Origin of the sequence: Bradyrhizobium sp. BTAi1, assembly GCF_000015165.1 — a bacterium.
In the GTDB taxonomy this organism is placed as follows: domain Bacteria; phylum Pseudomonadota; class Alphaproteobacteria; order Rhizobiales; family Xanthobacteraceae; genus Bradyrhizobium; species Bradyrhizobium denitrificans.
The window spans coordinates 934052-948871 of the sequence record NC_009485.1 but is presented as its reverse complement, the minus strand read 5'-3'; the positions used below and the strand labels follow the sequence as shown (position 1 = coordinate 948871).

Annotated in this window: 16 protein-coding genes, 1 tRNA gene and 1 pseudogene; 8 read left to right on the top strand and 10 right to left on the bottom strand. The window is 65.7% G+C overall.

Features of this window, described 5'->3' with window-relative positions; all coding sequences use genetic code 11:
• Positions 1-220: 220 nt before the first annotated feature.
• Together BBTA_RS04315 and BBTA_RS04310 are read right to left on the bottom strand one after the other, a co-directional pair.
• Entirely contained in the window at positions 221-1510 is a 1290-nt protein-coding gene (locus tag BBTA_RS04315; protein ID WP_049795467.1) for a sugar ABC transporter substrate-binding protein, read from the bottom strand.
• Positions 1511-1756: 246 nt separating this feature from the next.
• The gene (locus tag BBTA_RS04310; protein ID WP_012041219.1) at positions 1757-2710 is read right to left on the bottom strand and encodes a sugar-binding transcriptional regulator; all 954 of its coding nucleotides are present in this window, start codon (positions 2708-2710) and stop codon (positions 1757-1759) included.
• Between the two features lie 231 nt (positions 2711-2941).
• Between BBTA_RS04310 and BBTA_RS04305 the strand changes: the two genes are divergently transcribed.
• From BBTA_RS04305 to ubiG, 6 genes are all read left to right on the top strand, one after another.
• A complete protein-coding gene (locus BBTA_RS04305) occupies positions 2942-3331 on the top strand; it encodes a hypothetical protein (protein WP_012041218.1) in 390 nt (129 codons plus the stop codon).
• Between the two features lie 89 nt (positions 3332-3420).
• The gene (locus BBTA_RS04300; protein ID WP_041750319.1) at positions 3421-3732 is read left to right on the top strand and encodes a hypothetical protein; all 312 of its coding nucleotides are present in this window, start codon (positions 3421-3423) and stop codon (positions 3730-3732) included.
• Between the two features lie 116 nt (positions 3733-3848).
• Positions 3849-4259: a flagellar basal body rod protein FlgC gene (locus tag BBTA_RS04295; protein ID WP_041750318.1), complete on the top strand. Its 411-nt coding sequence runs from the start codon at positions 3849-3851 to the stop codon at positions 4257-4259.
• 138 nt (positions 4260-4397) lie between these two features.
• Positions 4398-5186, top strand: coding sequence for an isoprenylcysteine carboxylmethyltransferase family protein (locus tag BBTA_RS04290; RefSeq protein ID WP_244424324.1), 789 nt, complete (start codon positions 4398-4400; stop codon positions 5184-5186).
• Positions 5183-5578 (top strand): DUF4149 domain-containing protein, encoded by a 396-nt coding sequence (locus BBTA_RS04285; RefSeq protein WP_012041214.1) that lies wholly within the window; start codon positions 5183-5185, stop codon positions 5576-5578. The genes BBTA_RS04290 and BBTA_RS04285 overlap by 4 nt, the downstream gene beginning before the upstream one ends.
• Before the next feature lie 28 nt (positions 5579-5606).
• The gene (ubiG, locus tag BBTA_RS04280) at positions 5607-6389 is read left to right on the top strand and encodes a bifunctional 2-polyprenyl-6-hydroxyphenol methylase/3-demethylubiquinol 3-O-methyltransferase UbiG (RefSeq protein ID WP_012041213.1); all 783 of its coding nucleotides are present in this window, start codon (positions 5607-5609) and stop codon (positions 6387-6389) included.
• 281 nt (positions 6390-6670) lie between these two features.
• Here ubiG and BBTA_RS04275 read toward each other — a convergent pair whose 3' ends face one another.
• Together BBTA_RS04275 and aqpZ are read right to left on the bottom strand one after the other, a co-directional pair.
• A complete protein-coding gene (locus BBTA_RS04275; protein WP_012041212.1) occupies positions 6671-6856 on the bottom strand; it encodes a hypothetical protein in 186 nt (61 codons plus the stop codon).
• Positions 6857-6975: 119 nt separating this feature from the next.
• Positions 6976-7716 (bottom strand): aquaporin Z, encoded by a 741-nt coding sequence (gene aqpZ / locus BBTA_RS04270; RefSeq protein ID WP_041751218.1) that lies wholly within the window; start codon positions 7714-7716, stop codon positions 6976-6978.
• A 673-nt stretch (positions 7717-8389) separates the two neighbouring features.
• Here aqpZ and BBTA_RS04265 point away from each other — a divergent pair.
• Together BBTA_RS04265 and BBTA_RS04260 are read left to right on the top strand one after the other, a co-directional pair.
• Entirely contained in the window at positions 8390-10009 is a 1620-nt protein-coding gene (locus BBTA_RS04265; RefSeq protein ID WP_371260200.1) for a PAS domain-containing protein, read from the top strand.
• A 263-nt stretch (positions 10010-10272) separates the two neighbouring features.
• Positions 10273-11214: a radical SAM protein gene (locus BBTA_RS04260; RefSeq protein ID WP_168167861.1), complete on the top strand. Its 942-nt coding sequence runs from the start codon at positions 10273-10275 to the stop codon at positions 11212-11214.
• A gap of 420 nt (positions 11215-11634) precedes the next feature.
• On the opposite strand, the gene BBTA_RS41210 is transcribed toward BBTA_RS04260, so the two are convergent.
• From BBTA_RS41210 to BBTA_RS04235, 6 genes and pseudogenes are all read right to left on the bottom strand, one after another.
• Positions 11635-11940 (bottom strand): HigA family addiction module antitoxin, encoded by a 306-nt coding sequence (locus BBTA_RS41210; RefSeq protein WP_244424454.1) that lies wholly within the window; start codon positions 11938-11940, stop codon positions 11635-11637.
• A 27-nt stretch (positions 11941-11967) separates the two neighbouring features.
• Positions 11968-12234, bottom strand: a pseudogene (locus BBTA_RS41205) (type II toxin-antitoxin system RelE/ParE family toxin); the annotation flags it as partial.
• Positions 12235-13014: 780 nt separating this feature from the next.
• Positions 13015-13090, bottom strand: a tRNA-Phe gene (locus BBTA_RS04250).
• A 174-nt stretch (positions 13091-13264) separates the two neighbouring features.
• Positions 13265-13459 (bottom strand): DNA gyrase inhibitor YacG, encoded by a 195-nt coding sequence (gene yacG / locus BBTA_RS04245; RefSeq protein ID WP_012041207.1) that lies wholly within the window; start codon positions 13457-13459, stop codon positions 13265-13267.
• A 53-nt stretch (positions 13460-13512) separates the two neighbouring features.
• Positions 13513-14142 carry a Maf-like protein gene (locus BBTA_RS04240; RefSeq protein ID WP_006613056.1) on the bottom strand — a complete coding sequence of 210 codons (630 nt, stop codon included), beginning with the start codon at positions 14140-14142 and terminating at the stop codon, positions 13513-13515.
• Positions 14143-14322: 180 nt separating this feature from the next.
• A complete protein-coding gene (locus BBTA_RS04235) occupies positions 14323-14793 on the bottom strand; it encodes a low molecular weight phosphatase family protein (RefSeq protein WP_012041206.1) in 471 nt (156 codons plus the stop codon).
• Positions 14794-14820 lie beyond the last annotated feature (27 nt).

Sequence of the window (14820 nt, the reverse complement as noted above, 5' to 3'; positions counted from 1 at the left end):
GCGAGTTCCTACATGCCCTCTCCCGCAAGGGGAGAGGACGAATTCACAAGCACCGGCGTCGCGGCTGGCGCTCGGCGGTGTGCACTCTGCGCTTTGCCCACCCTACGCAGCTCGTATGCCGACCCCATCGGAGAGAAAATGCGGCCATCCCTGTGGGGAGGGATGGCCGCCAGTGATCAGCTCGGGAGGAGTTTCAGGTCGAGCTGATGCCGTGACGCGCCTACTTGATGTAGCCGGCGCGCTTCATCTCGCGTTCAGTGGAGGACTGCGCCGCTGCGAGCGCCGCATCGACCGTCATCGAGCCGGCGAGCGCCGCGGAGAACTGCTGGCCGACCGCGGTGCCGATGCCCTGGAATTCAGGGATGGCGGCGTATTGCACGCCGACATAAGGCACCGGCTTCACCGTCGGATGGCTCGGATCGGCCGCATCGATCGAGGCCAGGGTGATCTTCGCGAACGGGGCGACTTTGAGATAGTCCTCGTTCTTGTAGAGCGAGGTCCGGGTGCCCGGCGGCACGTTGGCCCAGCCGTCCTTCGACGCCACCAGCTTGGTGTAGTCCTTGCTCGTCGCCCAGGCGATGAACTTCTCGGCGGCGTCCGTCTTCTTCGAGCCGGCGGGAATCGCGAGATTCCAGGCCCACAGCCAGTTGGCGTTCTTGCCGAGGCCAGTGTTCGGCGCCAGCGCGAAGCCGACCTTGTCGGCGACCTTGGATTCCTTGGGATTGGTCACGAACGACGCCGCCACGGTGGCGTCGATCCACATCGCGCATTTGCCGGAGTTAAACAGCGCGAGGTTCTCGTTGAAGCCGTTGGAGCTGGCGCCGGGAGGTCCTGCGTCCTTCATCAGATCGACATAGGTGGTCAGCGTCTTCTTCCATTCCGGGGTGTTGAACTGCGGCTGCCATTTCTCGTCGAACCAGCGCGCGCCGAACGAATTCGACATCGCGGTCAGGAACGCCATGTTCTCGCCCCAGCCGGCCTTGCCGCGCAGGCAGATGCCGAACACGCCGCCCGGCTTGTCGGTCAGCTTCTTGGCGGCGTCGATGACGAAGTCCCAGGTCGGGCTCTCCGGCATCTTCAGCCCGGCCTTGTCGAACAGATCGGTCCGGTACATCACCATCGAGCTCTCGCCATAGAATGGCGCGGCGTAGAGCTTGCCGTCGACGGACACCGCGTCCTTGATCTTCGGCAGGATGTCGTTGGCGTCATAATCGGCGCCGAGCTTGTCGAGCGGCACCAGCCAGTTCTTCTTGGCCCAGATCGGCACCTCATAGGTGCCGATGGTGAGGATGTCGAACTGGCCACCCTTGGTGGCGATGTCGGTGGTGACGCGCTGGCGCAGCACGTTCTCTTCCAAGGTCACCCATTTCACCTGGATGTCGGGATTGGCCTTGGTGAACTCGCCGGTCAGGCCCTGCATCCGGATCATGTCGCCATTGTTGACGGTGGCGATGGTCAGGGTCGTCTCGGCCCATGCGGGCGCGGTGGTCAGCAGCGTGGCGGCGCCCATCAGGGCGGCGAGCGTGCGCGTCCGGGTGAAGATGGTCTTCACGGTGTCCTCCCTTCCCGTGTCTTTTGAACATATGCTCACGGGCTGAGCTGATGTTCACAACACTGGTCAGACTTTGTCAAGCATGGCCCGGCGCCCACAGGTTGCGCGCTGCAGCAGATCGATGATCAGGAATTGAAAAACAGCGTGATCGGCGCGGCGATCCGGCCATCGGATCGCCCGGCGGGTCAGCTCCCGGGGCCGGTCTCACTCATCCAGGATGGCGCGGGCCGTGGCCTCGTCCGTGATCAGGCCGTTGATCAGCCGCCCGACCAGCGCTGCCCGGATCGCCGGAATCTTGCCCGGCCCGACCGCCGCCGCGATCGTCATCGCGCGCGCGGGGACCTCCGGCGGAATGCTGGTGAGCCGGCGGTTGGTGCCGCCATCGATCAGCTTGCCCTTGGCATCATAGGCCCAGCCGGTGATCTCGCCGATCGCGCCAAGCCGCATCATCTCGGTGAGCTCGTCGCGGGTGACGAAGCCGTCGACATGCATCTGCGCCTTCTGGTCCATCTGGCCGATCCCGACCAGCTTGAGGTCGGCCTGATCCGCGACCGCCTTGACCTTGCCGATGGCATCGAGCCGGACCATGCGGTCACGCTCCTCTTCCGACCCCATCAGGAACGGCAGCGGCATCGGATAATGCCGCGCGCCGGTGCGGTCGGCGAGCCGGCCGACGGTATCGAAGAAGCTGGCCGAGCCGTCGGCGAGGATATTGCCGACCAGCGACACGATCTGGTGCTCCGGCCGGTCGATCGGCGTGACGCGCTCGACAGCGGCACGCACCGCCCGGCCGGTGCCGAGCGCGATGATCACCGGCGTCTCGGTCCGCAACGTGGTTTCCAGCAGGTTGGCGCAGCGCTCGGCGATGCCGGCGGCGCCCGATGGCGCGGCCGGATCGGTCGGCACCACCTCGCAATGCACCAGCGCGAAGCGATCTTTGAGGCGGCCCGCGAGCGCCATGCAGGAGGCGATGGGATGCTCGAGCCGGAAGGTGATCAGCCGCTCGGCGAGGCACAGCGACACCAGCCGCTGCGCCGAGGCGCGCGACACCTGCAGCATCCGCGCGATCTCGTCCTGGGTATGGCCGGCAATGAAATACAGCCAGCCGGCGCGGGCGGCATCGTCGAGCCGGGATTTGTCGCTGTCGCTCGCCGCCATGACCCCGCACCGTCTCCTTTTTTCTATCCGTCACACGCCTGAACGCGCGTGACCTGGATCGTCCGTCACTATGACATGGCCGTCACGCCGTCCGGAACCGGCCGCTCAGGCCATCCCCAGGCGACGCCGACGATCACCGCCAGACCAGATCATATGCCCCGTCGGTGAGCAATAGCTCGAGGGTTACGCTGGGTGAGGGCTCCTTAACGTCCGGCTGTCAGGCTTCTCGCCATGAAGATCGTCGACGTTCTCGGGTTGCTCCTTGCGCTTGCCGGTGTCGTGCTGGCGGCCGGCCTTCCCTATTGGCGGCTGTCCTCTGCCGAGCTCAACAGGGGGCAGTTCGCCGTCCTGCCCGGCGCGCTGCTGCTCGCGTTTCTGTCGCTCGTCCTGGTCCTGATCGACATGGCGCCGGTCCGGCGCATCGTCCAGGCGATGCTGCTCGCCGTCCCGATCATCGTCGGCGTCTCCATCGCCAAGGACACGGCGACCGACCCGACCTCGCACAATCTCTGGCCGCTCGAATTACTGTTCGCCGCGCTCGCCGGCGCCGCCATCGTGCTACCGGCGGTCGGCATCGGCCTGTCGGTGCGCTGGGCGCTGGCCCGGCTCAGCCCGCGCTGACGCGGTCGGCGCGGAACCCCGCCAGCCGCACACCGGCCGCGCATTCATGAGGGATGCCGGCGCGCATGCGACGCCCTAGCTGCAGAGCCATGGCTTCCCCCGCTCTCGTCAAACCCCGCCGCCCCGCCCCCGTGTTCGTCTGCCGCAAATGCCTCAAGCGCAGCGACGATGCGAAGGACATCAAGACGGCCATCAAGCGCGCGGCCGGACACGCCGCCTCGGCCGGCGGCAAGCCGCCGCGCGTGGTGATGACGAGCTGCTTCGGCCTGTGTCCGAAGCGGGCCGTCGTCGTCACCGGCGGCGTCGGCGCCGCGCGCGGAGACTATGCGCTCGTCTCGTCCCCGAACGACGTCCCCGGCGCGCTGCGGCTGCTGCAGCTCTCCCCGCATCGCTCGCCCTGAGCGCGGTGGATAGTGAACAAGACCTTTCGGAACTCGATCAAGTCTGACCGTCTGGCTTGACGCTTGCTTGAGGGGCCCCGGGCTTAGGTGAGGAGGCATCATCAGCAGCAAGCATCATGAGCCCGATCGCTTCCAACGCAGTCTCCGGCATGAACGCGGCCACGCGCCGGCTCGAAGTGTCGGCCTCCAACGTCGCCAATGCCAGGAGCACGGGCGCGCTGCCGGATGCGAATGGCAAGCTGCCGGCGGGCGCGCCGAAGGCCTATGACCCGCTCGAGCTGGTGCAGAGCGACGTCGCCGGCGGCGGCACCCAGACCACCATCACCAGAGCGAGCCAGGGCACGTCGGCGAGCTACGAGCCATCGGCGCCGTTCGCCAACAAGGATGGCCTCGTCGCCGCACCCAATGTCGATCTCGCCCAGGAGATGATCAGCCAGCTGGTCGCCAAATACAGCTTCGCCGCCAATGCGCGCGTGCTGAAGGCGAGCGACGAGATGAGCCGCATCGTCGTCGACATGAAGGTCTAGATGTCCGCTCCGAAACCGACGAGCAGCCGCGCCGAGGCATGACCGCCCCGCCCTCACGCATCCGTGATGGCCAGCTGAAATCCGACGCCCGACGCGCCGCGTAGCCAAGATGTGAGCAACCCGGCCGATCTCTCCCACTTGACCCGCCTCACGGCGCTGCTGCGATCCGCACGGGCCGCGCCACCGGGCGCAGGTCGGATTGCGACGGCCGTCCTGACCGGCCTCGTCTGCCACGCGCTGTTTGCGCTGGCCGTGCTGGCGATGATCGGCGCGATGTTCTTCGGCATGAGCGAGAGCTTCGGCCGCGTGCCGTGGCCGTGGGCGATCGTCGCAAACACCGCGCTGCTGCTGCAATTTCCGCTCGTCCATTCGCTGCTGCTCGGACCGGGCCGCCGCTGGCTGGCGCGCCTGGGACAGCATGGCGCGACGCTCGCCACCACGCATTATGCCGTCATCGCCGCGCTGCAGCTGCTGTGCCTGTTTGCGCTGTGGACGCCGAGCGGCATCGTCTGGTGGCGCGCCCAAGGCGGCGCCTTCGTGGCGCTGTGCCTCGCTTACGCGACCAGCTGGCTGCTGCTGATCAAGGCGAGCTGGGATGCCGGCGTCGAGGTGCAATCCGGCGCGCTCGGCTGGCTGTCGCTGGCGGCCGACCGGCCGCCGCGCTTTCCCGACATGCCCGAGCGCGGCCTGTTCGCGATCATCCGCCAGCCGATCTATCTGGCCTTTGCGCTGTCGCTGTGGACGGTGCCGGTGTGGACGCCTGACCAGCTCGCGGTCGCGCTGGTGCTGACGGCCTATTGCCTGCTCGCGCCGCGGCTGAAGGAACGGCGTTTCACGCAGATCTACGGCGCGCGCTTCCAGGCCTATCGCGCGCGCGTTCCTTATATCCTGCCGCGCTGGCCGGCGCGCGGAGAGCCCACGCCATGATGAACGCCGCCGCATTGCTCGTCACCGCGCTGCTGTTCGGCGGCATGACCCTGTTCGCGTTCGGCTTCGCGCCGTTCCTGTTCAGCGCGCTGCCCGCCGACACGACCCGCGCGGTGATCCGCCGCGCCTTCCCGCATTTCTATCTGTTCGTCATCGTGACGGCCGCCGCCGCCGGCGTGACGGCGCTCGCCGGCGACGAGCTCGCGGGCGGCGCCCTGGTCGCGGTCGCGCTCACCGCCGTGCTGGCGCGGCAGATCCTGATACCCGCGATCAACCGCGCCACAGATCATGGCGAAAAGCGCCGCTTTGCCCGCCTTCACGGCGCCTCGGTCGTGCTCACCTTGGTCCATATCGTGCTGAGCGGCGGCGTGCTGCTGCGTCTCGCGCAATGAGGACCGCAGCGGAGAAAGGACGACGACGATGCTCTACAAGGATGCCGTGAAGCCCGCCTTCGCTGCGACCGCCGAAGGTCCCTCGACCGTCGATCCGGCGGAGATCGCGCGGTTCTCTCGCCTGGCCGAGGAATGGTGGAAGCCGGACGGCGCGTTCAAGCTGGTGCACGCCTTCAACGCCGCGCGCGTGAGCTATCTCTGCGATCGCCTGCCGGCGCTGGTCGGCCGCGATGCCGCGGCCAACCTGCCGCTGGCTGGCCTGGAAATCATCGACGTCGGCTGCGGGGCCGGCATCGTCACCGAGCCCTTGTCGCGGCTCGGCGCGGACACGCTCGGCATCGACGCGTCGGAGCGCAACGTGCTCGTGGCGGCCGATCATGCGCGCCGGCAGAGCGCACTCGTCGCCTATCGTCACGCGCTGCCGGAGGACCTCGTCGCGGAAGGCGAGCGCGCCGACATCGTGCTGACGCTCGAAGTGGTCGAGCATGTCGCCGATCTCGGCCGCTTCGTCGGGCATGTCGCCGAGCTGGTGCGGCCCGGCGGCATCCTCGTGATCGGCACCTTGAACCGCACGCTGACCTCGTTCGTGAAGGCGATCATCGGCGCCGAATATATCCTGGGCTGGCTGCCGCGCGGCACGCATGATTGGCGCCGCTTCGTCAAGCCGGCCGAGCTGGAAGCGCTGCTCGCGCCGCATCGCTTCAGTCCGCTCGAGACGGTGGCCGTCGAGCTCAACCCGCTGACGATGCGCTGGCGCATCGGCGGCCGGCCCTCGACCAACTATCTGCAGATCTATCGCCGCATGCCGTGACATCTCCAAAAAGACAGACTCGCAGCCCGGATGCGCGAAGCCCGGAGGGCGGAGGCGGACGCGACATCCGGGTTCTCACGCGCTGTCGCCGGTGGACCCGGATGTCGCTATCGCCGACGCCGAAGCGGCGTCGGCTGGCGCTCATCCGGGCTATGAGGAGCCAGGTCGGAACCGGCGCTGCCACGCCTCGTCCTCAAATGCGTTGGCCTGCGGCAGTTGAAGGCGTCGTCCCACGCAGGAGCCGTACGGACCTGACGCAGGGGCAAATGCTTCACTCATCATCAACGCGACAGCACGGCCACCAGCCAGTGGATCAACGTGACGCCGCCGACCGGCGCCACGACCAGCAGCATCATGTTGAGGCCGATCAGAGCCAGCAGCAGCCTCTCCCCGCCGACCGACAGCCGCCGCTTCGGCGGTTCCGGCTTCGGTTCATGCGGCCAATAGCCGGGCAAGTCGACGAACATTGCGGCCTCCTCCATCGGTCCTGAACGCCAGGGCGCGCGCCTCGGATGATCTCATTCGCACCATGAGCATCCTGGCGCCGCGGAGCCATGGCCCGATCCGCCGGCGAGAGGAGATGTCCCTAGGCGCGTTTCGGGATCACGGTCTGCCCGGTCACCTCGGCCGCCGGCTCCCGGCTCAGCCAGCGATAGATGAAGCCGCCCGCGGCGCCGCCGAGCAGCGGCGCCACCCAGAACAGCCAGAGCTGCGCCAGCGCCCAGCCGCCGACGAACAGCGCCGGCCCGGTGCTGCGCGCCGGATTCACCGAGGTGTTGGTGACGTGGATGCTGATGAGATGAATGAGCGTCAGCGCGAGCCCGATCGCCAGCGGCGCAAATCCGACCGGCGCCTTGCCATGGGTCGCCCCCATGATCACGAACAGGAACATCATCGTCAGCACGAACTCGCTGAGCAGGCAGGCCCCTAAGCCGTATTTGCCGGGCGAATGCTCGGCATAGCCGTTGGCGGCAAAGCCGCCGGCGAGGCTGAAGTCCGGCGCGCCGCTGGCGATCGCATACAGCACGGCCGCGCCGACGACGGCGCCGATCACCTGCGCGATGACGTAGGGCAGGATCAGCCCGGTCGGGAACCGCCCGCCGCAGGCGAGCCCCACGGTGACAGCCGGATTGAGATGACAGCCCGAGATGTGCCCGATGGCATAGGCCATGGTGACCACGGTGAGCCCGAACGCAAGCGCCACGCCGAGCATGCCGATCCCGACATCCGGCACCCCGGCCGCGATCACCGCGCTGCCGCAACCGCCGAATGTCAGCCAGAAGGTGCCGATCGCCTCCGCCACGAGCTTATTGCTGTTGCCGTTCATCATCGCCTCCCTGGGTCGCGCGTGATTGGCTTGCGTCGCTTTCCCGACACGAGCAGATCAGCACTTCCGCAACCCAGAGTCAAAGGCGCTGTCACGGCTGCAGCGAGGGCGTTGCCTGCCTGGAGCCTTGGTCCCCCGGAGGAGACGAACATGGCGGCGCCGGGGAGATCGGTCCGGCGCGCTCACATCGCAAGTGGTCTTCCTCGTCGCGCGGGTCTTGGACCTTGACGCACAATCAGTCCCGTCTCGAGCACTCAGTCAGAGGCTCGCGCAGGATCGCCGCAGCGGCTCTAATGAAGCCCGAGCTCAAAGTTCATGTGCGATCGCATCGGGCGAACATCGGAGAAACAACAGGTCGTTCGTATGATGCACATCATCTCACGTAGAAATACGTAACATCGACAATCCTTCAATCGCCTTAGTGATCCCGAAACGACTCGCGTGAAGAGTCCGCCCGTCGGTTCCATGAGGCCTGATCGATCGACGCTTGATCGGCTCGTCAAGGCCCGCCTTCGGCAACGGCGCCGCCCTTCCCCCCCATCAACTGAGATCCGAAGTCAGCGCAGATCGAGCAGAGGTCTCGATGCGGGCTTTGTCACATGGAGATGCCATCGTGTTCCGCTCGAAGACCACTTCCGCCGCCGAAGCCCAGCTCGCAGCCCTGAGCCGTGCAATGGCCGTGATCGAGTTCAAGCTCGACGGCACGATCATCACCGCCAACCGCAATTTCCTCGATGCGGTGGGCTATGAGCTTGCCGAGATCGCGGGCCAACACCATTCGATGTTTGTCGCCCCCGCAGAACGCGACCATGCCGCCTATCGGGAGTTCTGGACATCGCTGAACCGAGGCGAATTCCACGCCGCCGAGTTCAAGCGCGTCGCCAAAGGCGAGCGCGACATCTGGATCGAGGCGTCCTACAATCCGGTCATCGACAGTTCGGGACGGCCGGTCAAGGTCGTCAAATACGCGACCGACATCACCCAGAAGAAGCTGCGGGCCATGACGGACTCCTCGAAGCTCGCCGCCATCGACCGGGCGCAGGCCATCATCGAATTCGATCTCGACGGCACGATCATCCAGGCCAACCAGAACTTTCTCGATAGTCTCGGCTATCGCCTTGCGGAGATCCAGGGCAAGCATCACAGCCTGTTCGTCGAGGCGGCCGTGCGCGACACGCCGGCCTACCAGGAGTTCTGGGCCGCGCTCGGGCGCGGCGAATACCAGAGCGGCGAATACAAGCGCATCGGCAAGGGCGGCAAGGAGGTCTGGATCCTGGCATCCTATAATCCCGTGCTCGACGACAAGGGCCGGCCGTTCGGCGTGGTCAAGTTCGCCAGCGACGTAACCGCACAGAAGCTGCGGAATGCCGATCTTGCCGGCCAGATCGACGCCATTGAAAAGTCGCAGGCCGTGATCGAGTTCAACATGGACGGCACGATCATCACCGCGAACGACAACTTCCTGGCGGCGGTGGGCTATGGCCTTGCGGAGATCCAGGGCAAGCACCACAGCCTGTTCGTCGAGCCGCAGGAACGGGACAGCGACGACTATCGCGCGTTCTGGGCTGGCCTGAACTGCGGACAATATCAGTCCGCCGAATACAAGAGGATCGGCAAAGGCGGCCGCGAGGTTTACATCCAGGCCTCCTACAATCCGATCCTCGACCTCAACGGCAAGCCGTTCAAGGTCGTCAAATACGCCACCGACGTCACGCCGCAGGTGCTGGTCCGCATGGGCAACGAGCGCGTCCGCGCGATGATGGAATCGGTCGCCGCCGGCGCCGAGGAGCTCAACGCCTCCGTGCGCGAGATTTCCGAGGCGATGACCAAATCCCGCGACACGGCGATGAGCGCCGTGGACCGCGTGGCCACGGCCGACGCACAGGCCCAGCGCCTGTCGGAGGCCGCCCAGGCGATGAGCGGAATTGTCGAGCTGATCAACGGCATCACCGGCCAGATCAACCTGTTGGCGCTCAACGCGACAATCGAATCAGCCCGCGCCGGCGAGGCCGGTCGCGGCTTTGCCGTCGTCGCCTCCGAGGTCAAGAACCTCGCCAATCAGGCCAAGCGGGCGACCGACAAGATCGGCGACGAAATCGAGAGCCTGAACGGCATCTCCGGCGACGTCGTCACCGCACTCGGCTCGATCAAGCAGGCGATCGTCAATGTCAGCGAGTATGTCACTTCGACGGCCGCGGCGGTCGAGGAGCAGAGCACGGTGACGAGCGAGATGTCCTCGAGCATGCAGCGCGCCGCCGCCGAGGCCCAAGCCTTGTCCGCCCGCGCCGCCTGATCGGACGTCGGCTGGGACGCGGCCGCCTGGCGGACGCGAGGGGCTGAGGCCACGGTGGCAGCGTGGTCCAAATGCATGCCGCTATTCAAACCGCCGGCCAGGCGATACCGTCGAGACCAGATTGGCGGCTGTCTTTGGCTGCTGTGGCCCGCGTCAGTCGACAACGCGGCCGTCAGGGGACGAGCGCGCATCTAGCTATCATATCACTAGATGGAGAGGAGCAGCGTGGGGTAGAGTTACAACTGTCTGAGCGGGGAACAACGATGAAATATGACGTTGAGGCCGACTGGCAGCTCTTGAACACCTGCAATTATCGTTGCCCTTATTGCTTTTTTGACAACGACACGCTCGGGGAAAAGATCAAGCCGGCGGCCTCGAACGAAGCCTGGCAGCACGCGTTCGACCGCTCCGGACTCACCTGGCTCCTCCATATGACGGGCGGCGAGCCGAGCGTCTATCCTGACTTCGTTGATCTCTGCGCGCGATTGACCGGTCGACATCTGCTCTCCATCAACTCGAACATGACATACAAATCGTGGCAGGATTTCGCGAGGAGGATCTCGCCGCGCCGCGTCAGCTTCATCAATGCGGGATTTCATCTTGCCGAACGCGAGCGCAAGAACGGATTGAAGCCCTATTTGGACAACGTTGAAAATCTGAAAGAAGCCGGCTTTCAGATCATGTCGTCGCTGGTCGCCACGCCCGAGGCCCTGGCGCGATTCGAAGAAGCGATCGATCTGCTTGCACCGATCGGAATGTTTCCGATTCCGAAAGTGCTGCGAGGACACCACGAGGGAAAGTCGTATCCAGGCGCCTACACGTCAACCGAGCGACGGACTTTCAGGCATTATAATGAAGCAGCGCGCGCCTTCTATGCACCAGCACTGAAGGACCGTGACGAACGCCCAACCGTCGACATGTTCGGCGACGACCGCATGCTCCACGGGACTCCCAACTATGATGGCTTGCGATGCGGAGCCGGCCGGCTTTTCTTTAAGATCGAACCGAACGGAGATGTCTTCAGGTGCGGCAATTCCCGCGCCTATGGCAATCTCTTGGACGGCACGTTTTGGCGCGAGGATCGAGCAGAACCGTGTGATAGCGTCCACTGCTATTACTTCTGCGAGAAATACAGCGAACGCCCTCCGCTCAGCCGTCGCCTGCATCGGCTGGCCAGAACCACCGTGCGGGAAGTCCTGCGCTAAGCTGCTGATCCCGCCACATCCGATCATGATCATTCGAGGCTGACTTCAAGATCGCAAGACACGCACCGTCATGTTGAATGCTCTTCTTCCGTAGCAGGCAGTGCAGCAGACAAGAACTTTCGCGTTAGCTCTGCCAACACGCCGCAACCGGTGCAGTCCATGCGACCCATGCCGAGGATTACGGGTCCGCCGCACCGTTCTCGCATTGGACAAGGCAATCGAGCCCCGCAAGCCGCAGCGCGACGGCGTCATCCATCACGCCGATCGCGGCGTGCAATGCGTCTCGGTCGCCTATCCGATTGCGCGAAGATGATAACAACACACGCTTCTTCGCGCTCACTGATGAGCGTAATTTAGTGCAGTCCAGTGCAAAAAACTCTTTGACGGCTCGACCCGGACCCGGTGCGCACCAGCGGCAGGTCACGCCGCCCGTGGCTTGTTCACCGTCTCGATCCGGTCGAGCGTCTTGCCGAGGCTGCGTTTCGCGACCTGGACGTCGTAGTCCGTCTGCAGGTTGAGCCAGAGCTCTGGTGTCGTATCGAGCGCCTTGGCGAGCCGGAGCGCGGTGTCGGCGGTGACGCCGGTCTGCTCGCTCGCGATCCGCTCGATCCGCGTCCGCGGCAGCCCGCACACTTTGGCAAGCGCGCCAGCGGACATCGCGAGCGGAATGAGAAACTTCTCGCGCAGAACCTCACCGGGATGCATCGGCTTCAGCTTCTTCGTCATCGCAGCGCCTTTTCTATGATGGTCCACGATCTCGACGTCCGCCGGGCCGTCCGCCGTCCAGATGAAGCAGACCCGGAATTGATCGGTGATGCGGGTCGAATGCTGCCCCTGGCGATCTCCCGTCAGCGCCTCCAGACGGTTGCCAGGCGGCGATCGCAAGTCGCCGAGACCAGCTGCAGCGTTGAGGTAGCGCAACTTTCGGCGGGCCATTTTCAGCAGATCGGATGGAAAGCCCTTCGGGTTCTCGCCGTCGAAGACAGCCTCGGTGATCTTGTCCCGGAAGCTTCTGATCATCCGCAATGATGTATCAATCCATGATACATTCGTCAAACAATGGCGATGTCTCGGAGTTGCTCGCGCTGATTCTACTAGCCCCCTGTCATCGGCCAGAGCATCTCAGCTCTGCACAAACTGCCCGTCGTGCTGATTCCCCTTGCGCCGTCGAGCAAATCACCTCCACGTTTCCGGCCATCCCGCCCGCACTGAGAGGGGCGTATCGCGATCGTCACGGGACGTTGCGGCGGGGAGTGGTGGCCGCGGGGCGACGCAGCACCTCAATGGGGTGCGGACGAACGTCGTCGTGCGGACGGTCAAGCCGTGTGGTCCCGACACCCCGACGCTGGTGTCTTGGTCGGCGACGATGCCGATGACGGGGGCAAGCAAGCCCGGTCCCCTGGGAGAGCGCGGAGCAGCCGTTCAAACCATCGCGCAGGGAAGGCCGGGTTGTTTCCGGCTGAGCCTGTGGTTCCTTCCCCGTGCTTATCTTTCGCACGGGGGCCGCGGGTGCCAGTCGGCACTCGGCCTTCCCTGCGCCCTCTCCATTGATGAGGACGCCCACATGCAGCAGAGCTCGGGCTGATCGGCCGCGAGGTTGCGGGTGCATGGGCGTCAACAAGGCTAAGGCTGCGACGAGCGGCGGGCTGTTTGACAGGGTTGATCAGGAGATCAGAGAGCGTGCCTCAAGCGAGACTTGGGGGGCTCAAACGCCCGGCTTCGCGAAGACGCTACGCCGGGCACGCTTCGCCCTTCGGGCTACGGCGCGGCTGCGCCACGCGTAGCCCGAAGGGCGAAGCGTGGTGCCCAGGGGCGGAATCGAACCACCGACACTGCGATTTTCAGTCGCATGCTCTACCAACTGAGCTACCTGGGCAGGTCTCGTGAAGGGCAAAAAAGCCCGGCGAGCCGGCGGGTTATAGTGGGACCGGACGGCGCTGTCTACCGCCCTGAGCGGAAGTTTTCACATTCCTTTTGCAGATGCGCAGCGGCGCCGTAAGCGCGCGGCCGTCAGCCGGCAGTGCCGGCGCAAGATCTTGAAAATACGGATCTATTCGACGTCATCCTCGTCGCCCTCGGTGGCCGGGATGACATAGGAACCGCTCAGCCAGCGATGGAGGTCGACGTCGCGGCAGCGCGACGAGCAGAACGGGCGCGACGCGTCCGCGGCGGGCCGGTTGCAGATCGGGCAGCGGCGGAGGGGCTTCGCGGTGGCGGTCTTGGAGCGGGTCGATTCGTCGGGCATCGGCGGCTATTTAGGCGGTGACGGCAGCCAATGCACCCCCCCTTGGGGAGAGGCTAGACGCCGACCGTGTTGAGCCAGCCGAAGCGGATCGGGAACCCCTCGCCGGCGAGCAGGGTCGTGGTCTCGTAGAGCGGCAGGCCGACGACGTTGGTGTAGGAGCCGACCATCTTCACCACGAACGAGCCGGCGATGCCCTGCACGGCATAGCCGCCGGCCTTCCCGCGCCATTCACCGGAGCCGATATAGGCCTGGATGTCGTCCTCGCTGAGCCGCTTGAAGCGGACGCGGGTCTCGACCAGCCGCTGGCGGAACGCCTCCTTCGGGGTCACCAGGGTGATCGCGGTGTAGACGCGGTGGTTGCGCCCCGACAGCAGCCGCAGGCACTGCGAGGCCTCGTCGACCAGATTGGCCTTCGGCAGGATGCGGCGGCCGACCGCAACCACGGTGTCGGCGGAAATGATGAAGGCGCCGCGCAGTTCGTCGTCGAGCTGGACGGATTTCAGCGCTGCATCGGCCTTGGCGCGCGCCAGGCGGTTGGCGCAGGCGCGCGGCAGCTCGCCGCGCTTCGGCGTCTCGTCGACATCGGCGGGACGCAGCGCATCCGGCTCGATGCCGGCCTGGTTGAGCAGCGCCAGACGCCTCGGCGAACCGGATGCAAGAACGATTTTGGGACGGCCGAGCATGCTGATTTCGCTAGGGGATTCGGAGGCTGTGGGGCGGGCGCGCGGAACCTATCGGAAGGGCTGCCATTCCACAACCCGCAGGGTGCGACAAGGCTGCGACGGCCTGCTCTACGAGCTCAGTTTGAGCGGGAGACGACGTTGGTATTTCGGTTCGATGACACCTGTGCTGGAACCGGGACCCTACAAGCCTGCCGGTCCCGGCTTGGCGAAGCGTTTGCGGATCCGCGCGAACAGGCCGTCGCAGACCTCGCGATAGGCGGCGAGCTTCTGCGCGCGATTGCCGTCGGTGGTGGTCGGGTCCGGCGTCGGCCAATATTCGACGTCGGCGGCGATGGTGCGGGTCAGCTCCAGGGCCTTGTGATGCGCCTCGGGCGAGAGGGTGATGATGAGGTCGAAGTTCAGCCCTTCCCAGTCCTCGAGCTCCTCGAAGGTGGTCGGCTTGTGCTGCGAGATGTCCTGGCCGAGTTCGGCCATGACGGAGACCGCGAACGGGTCGAGCTCGCCCTTCTTGACGCCGGCGGAGCGGACATAGACGGCCTGCGGGAACATCTGGCGCAAGAGGCTCTCGGCCATCGGCGAGCGCACGCTGTTCTGGCCGCAGGCGAACAGCACCGCCTGCGGCTGGCGGGCGCGCGGCGGCACCTCGGCCATGGGTCTAGGCGCCCTTGGCCGAACGGC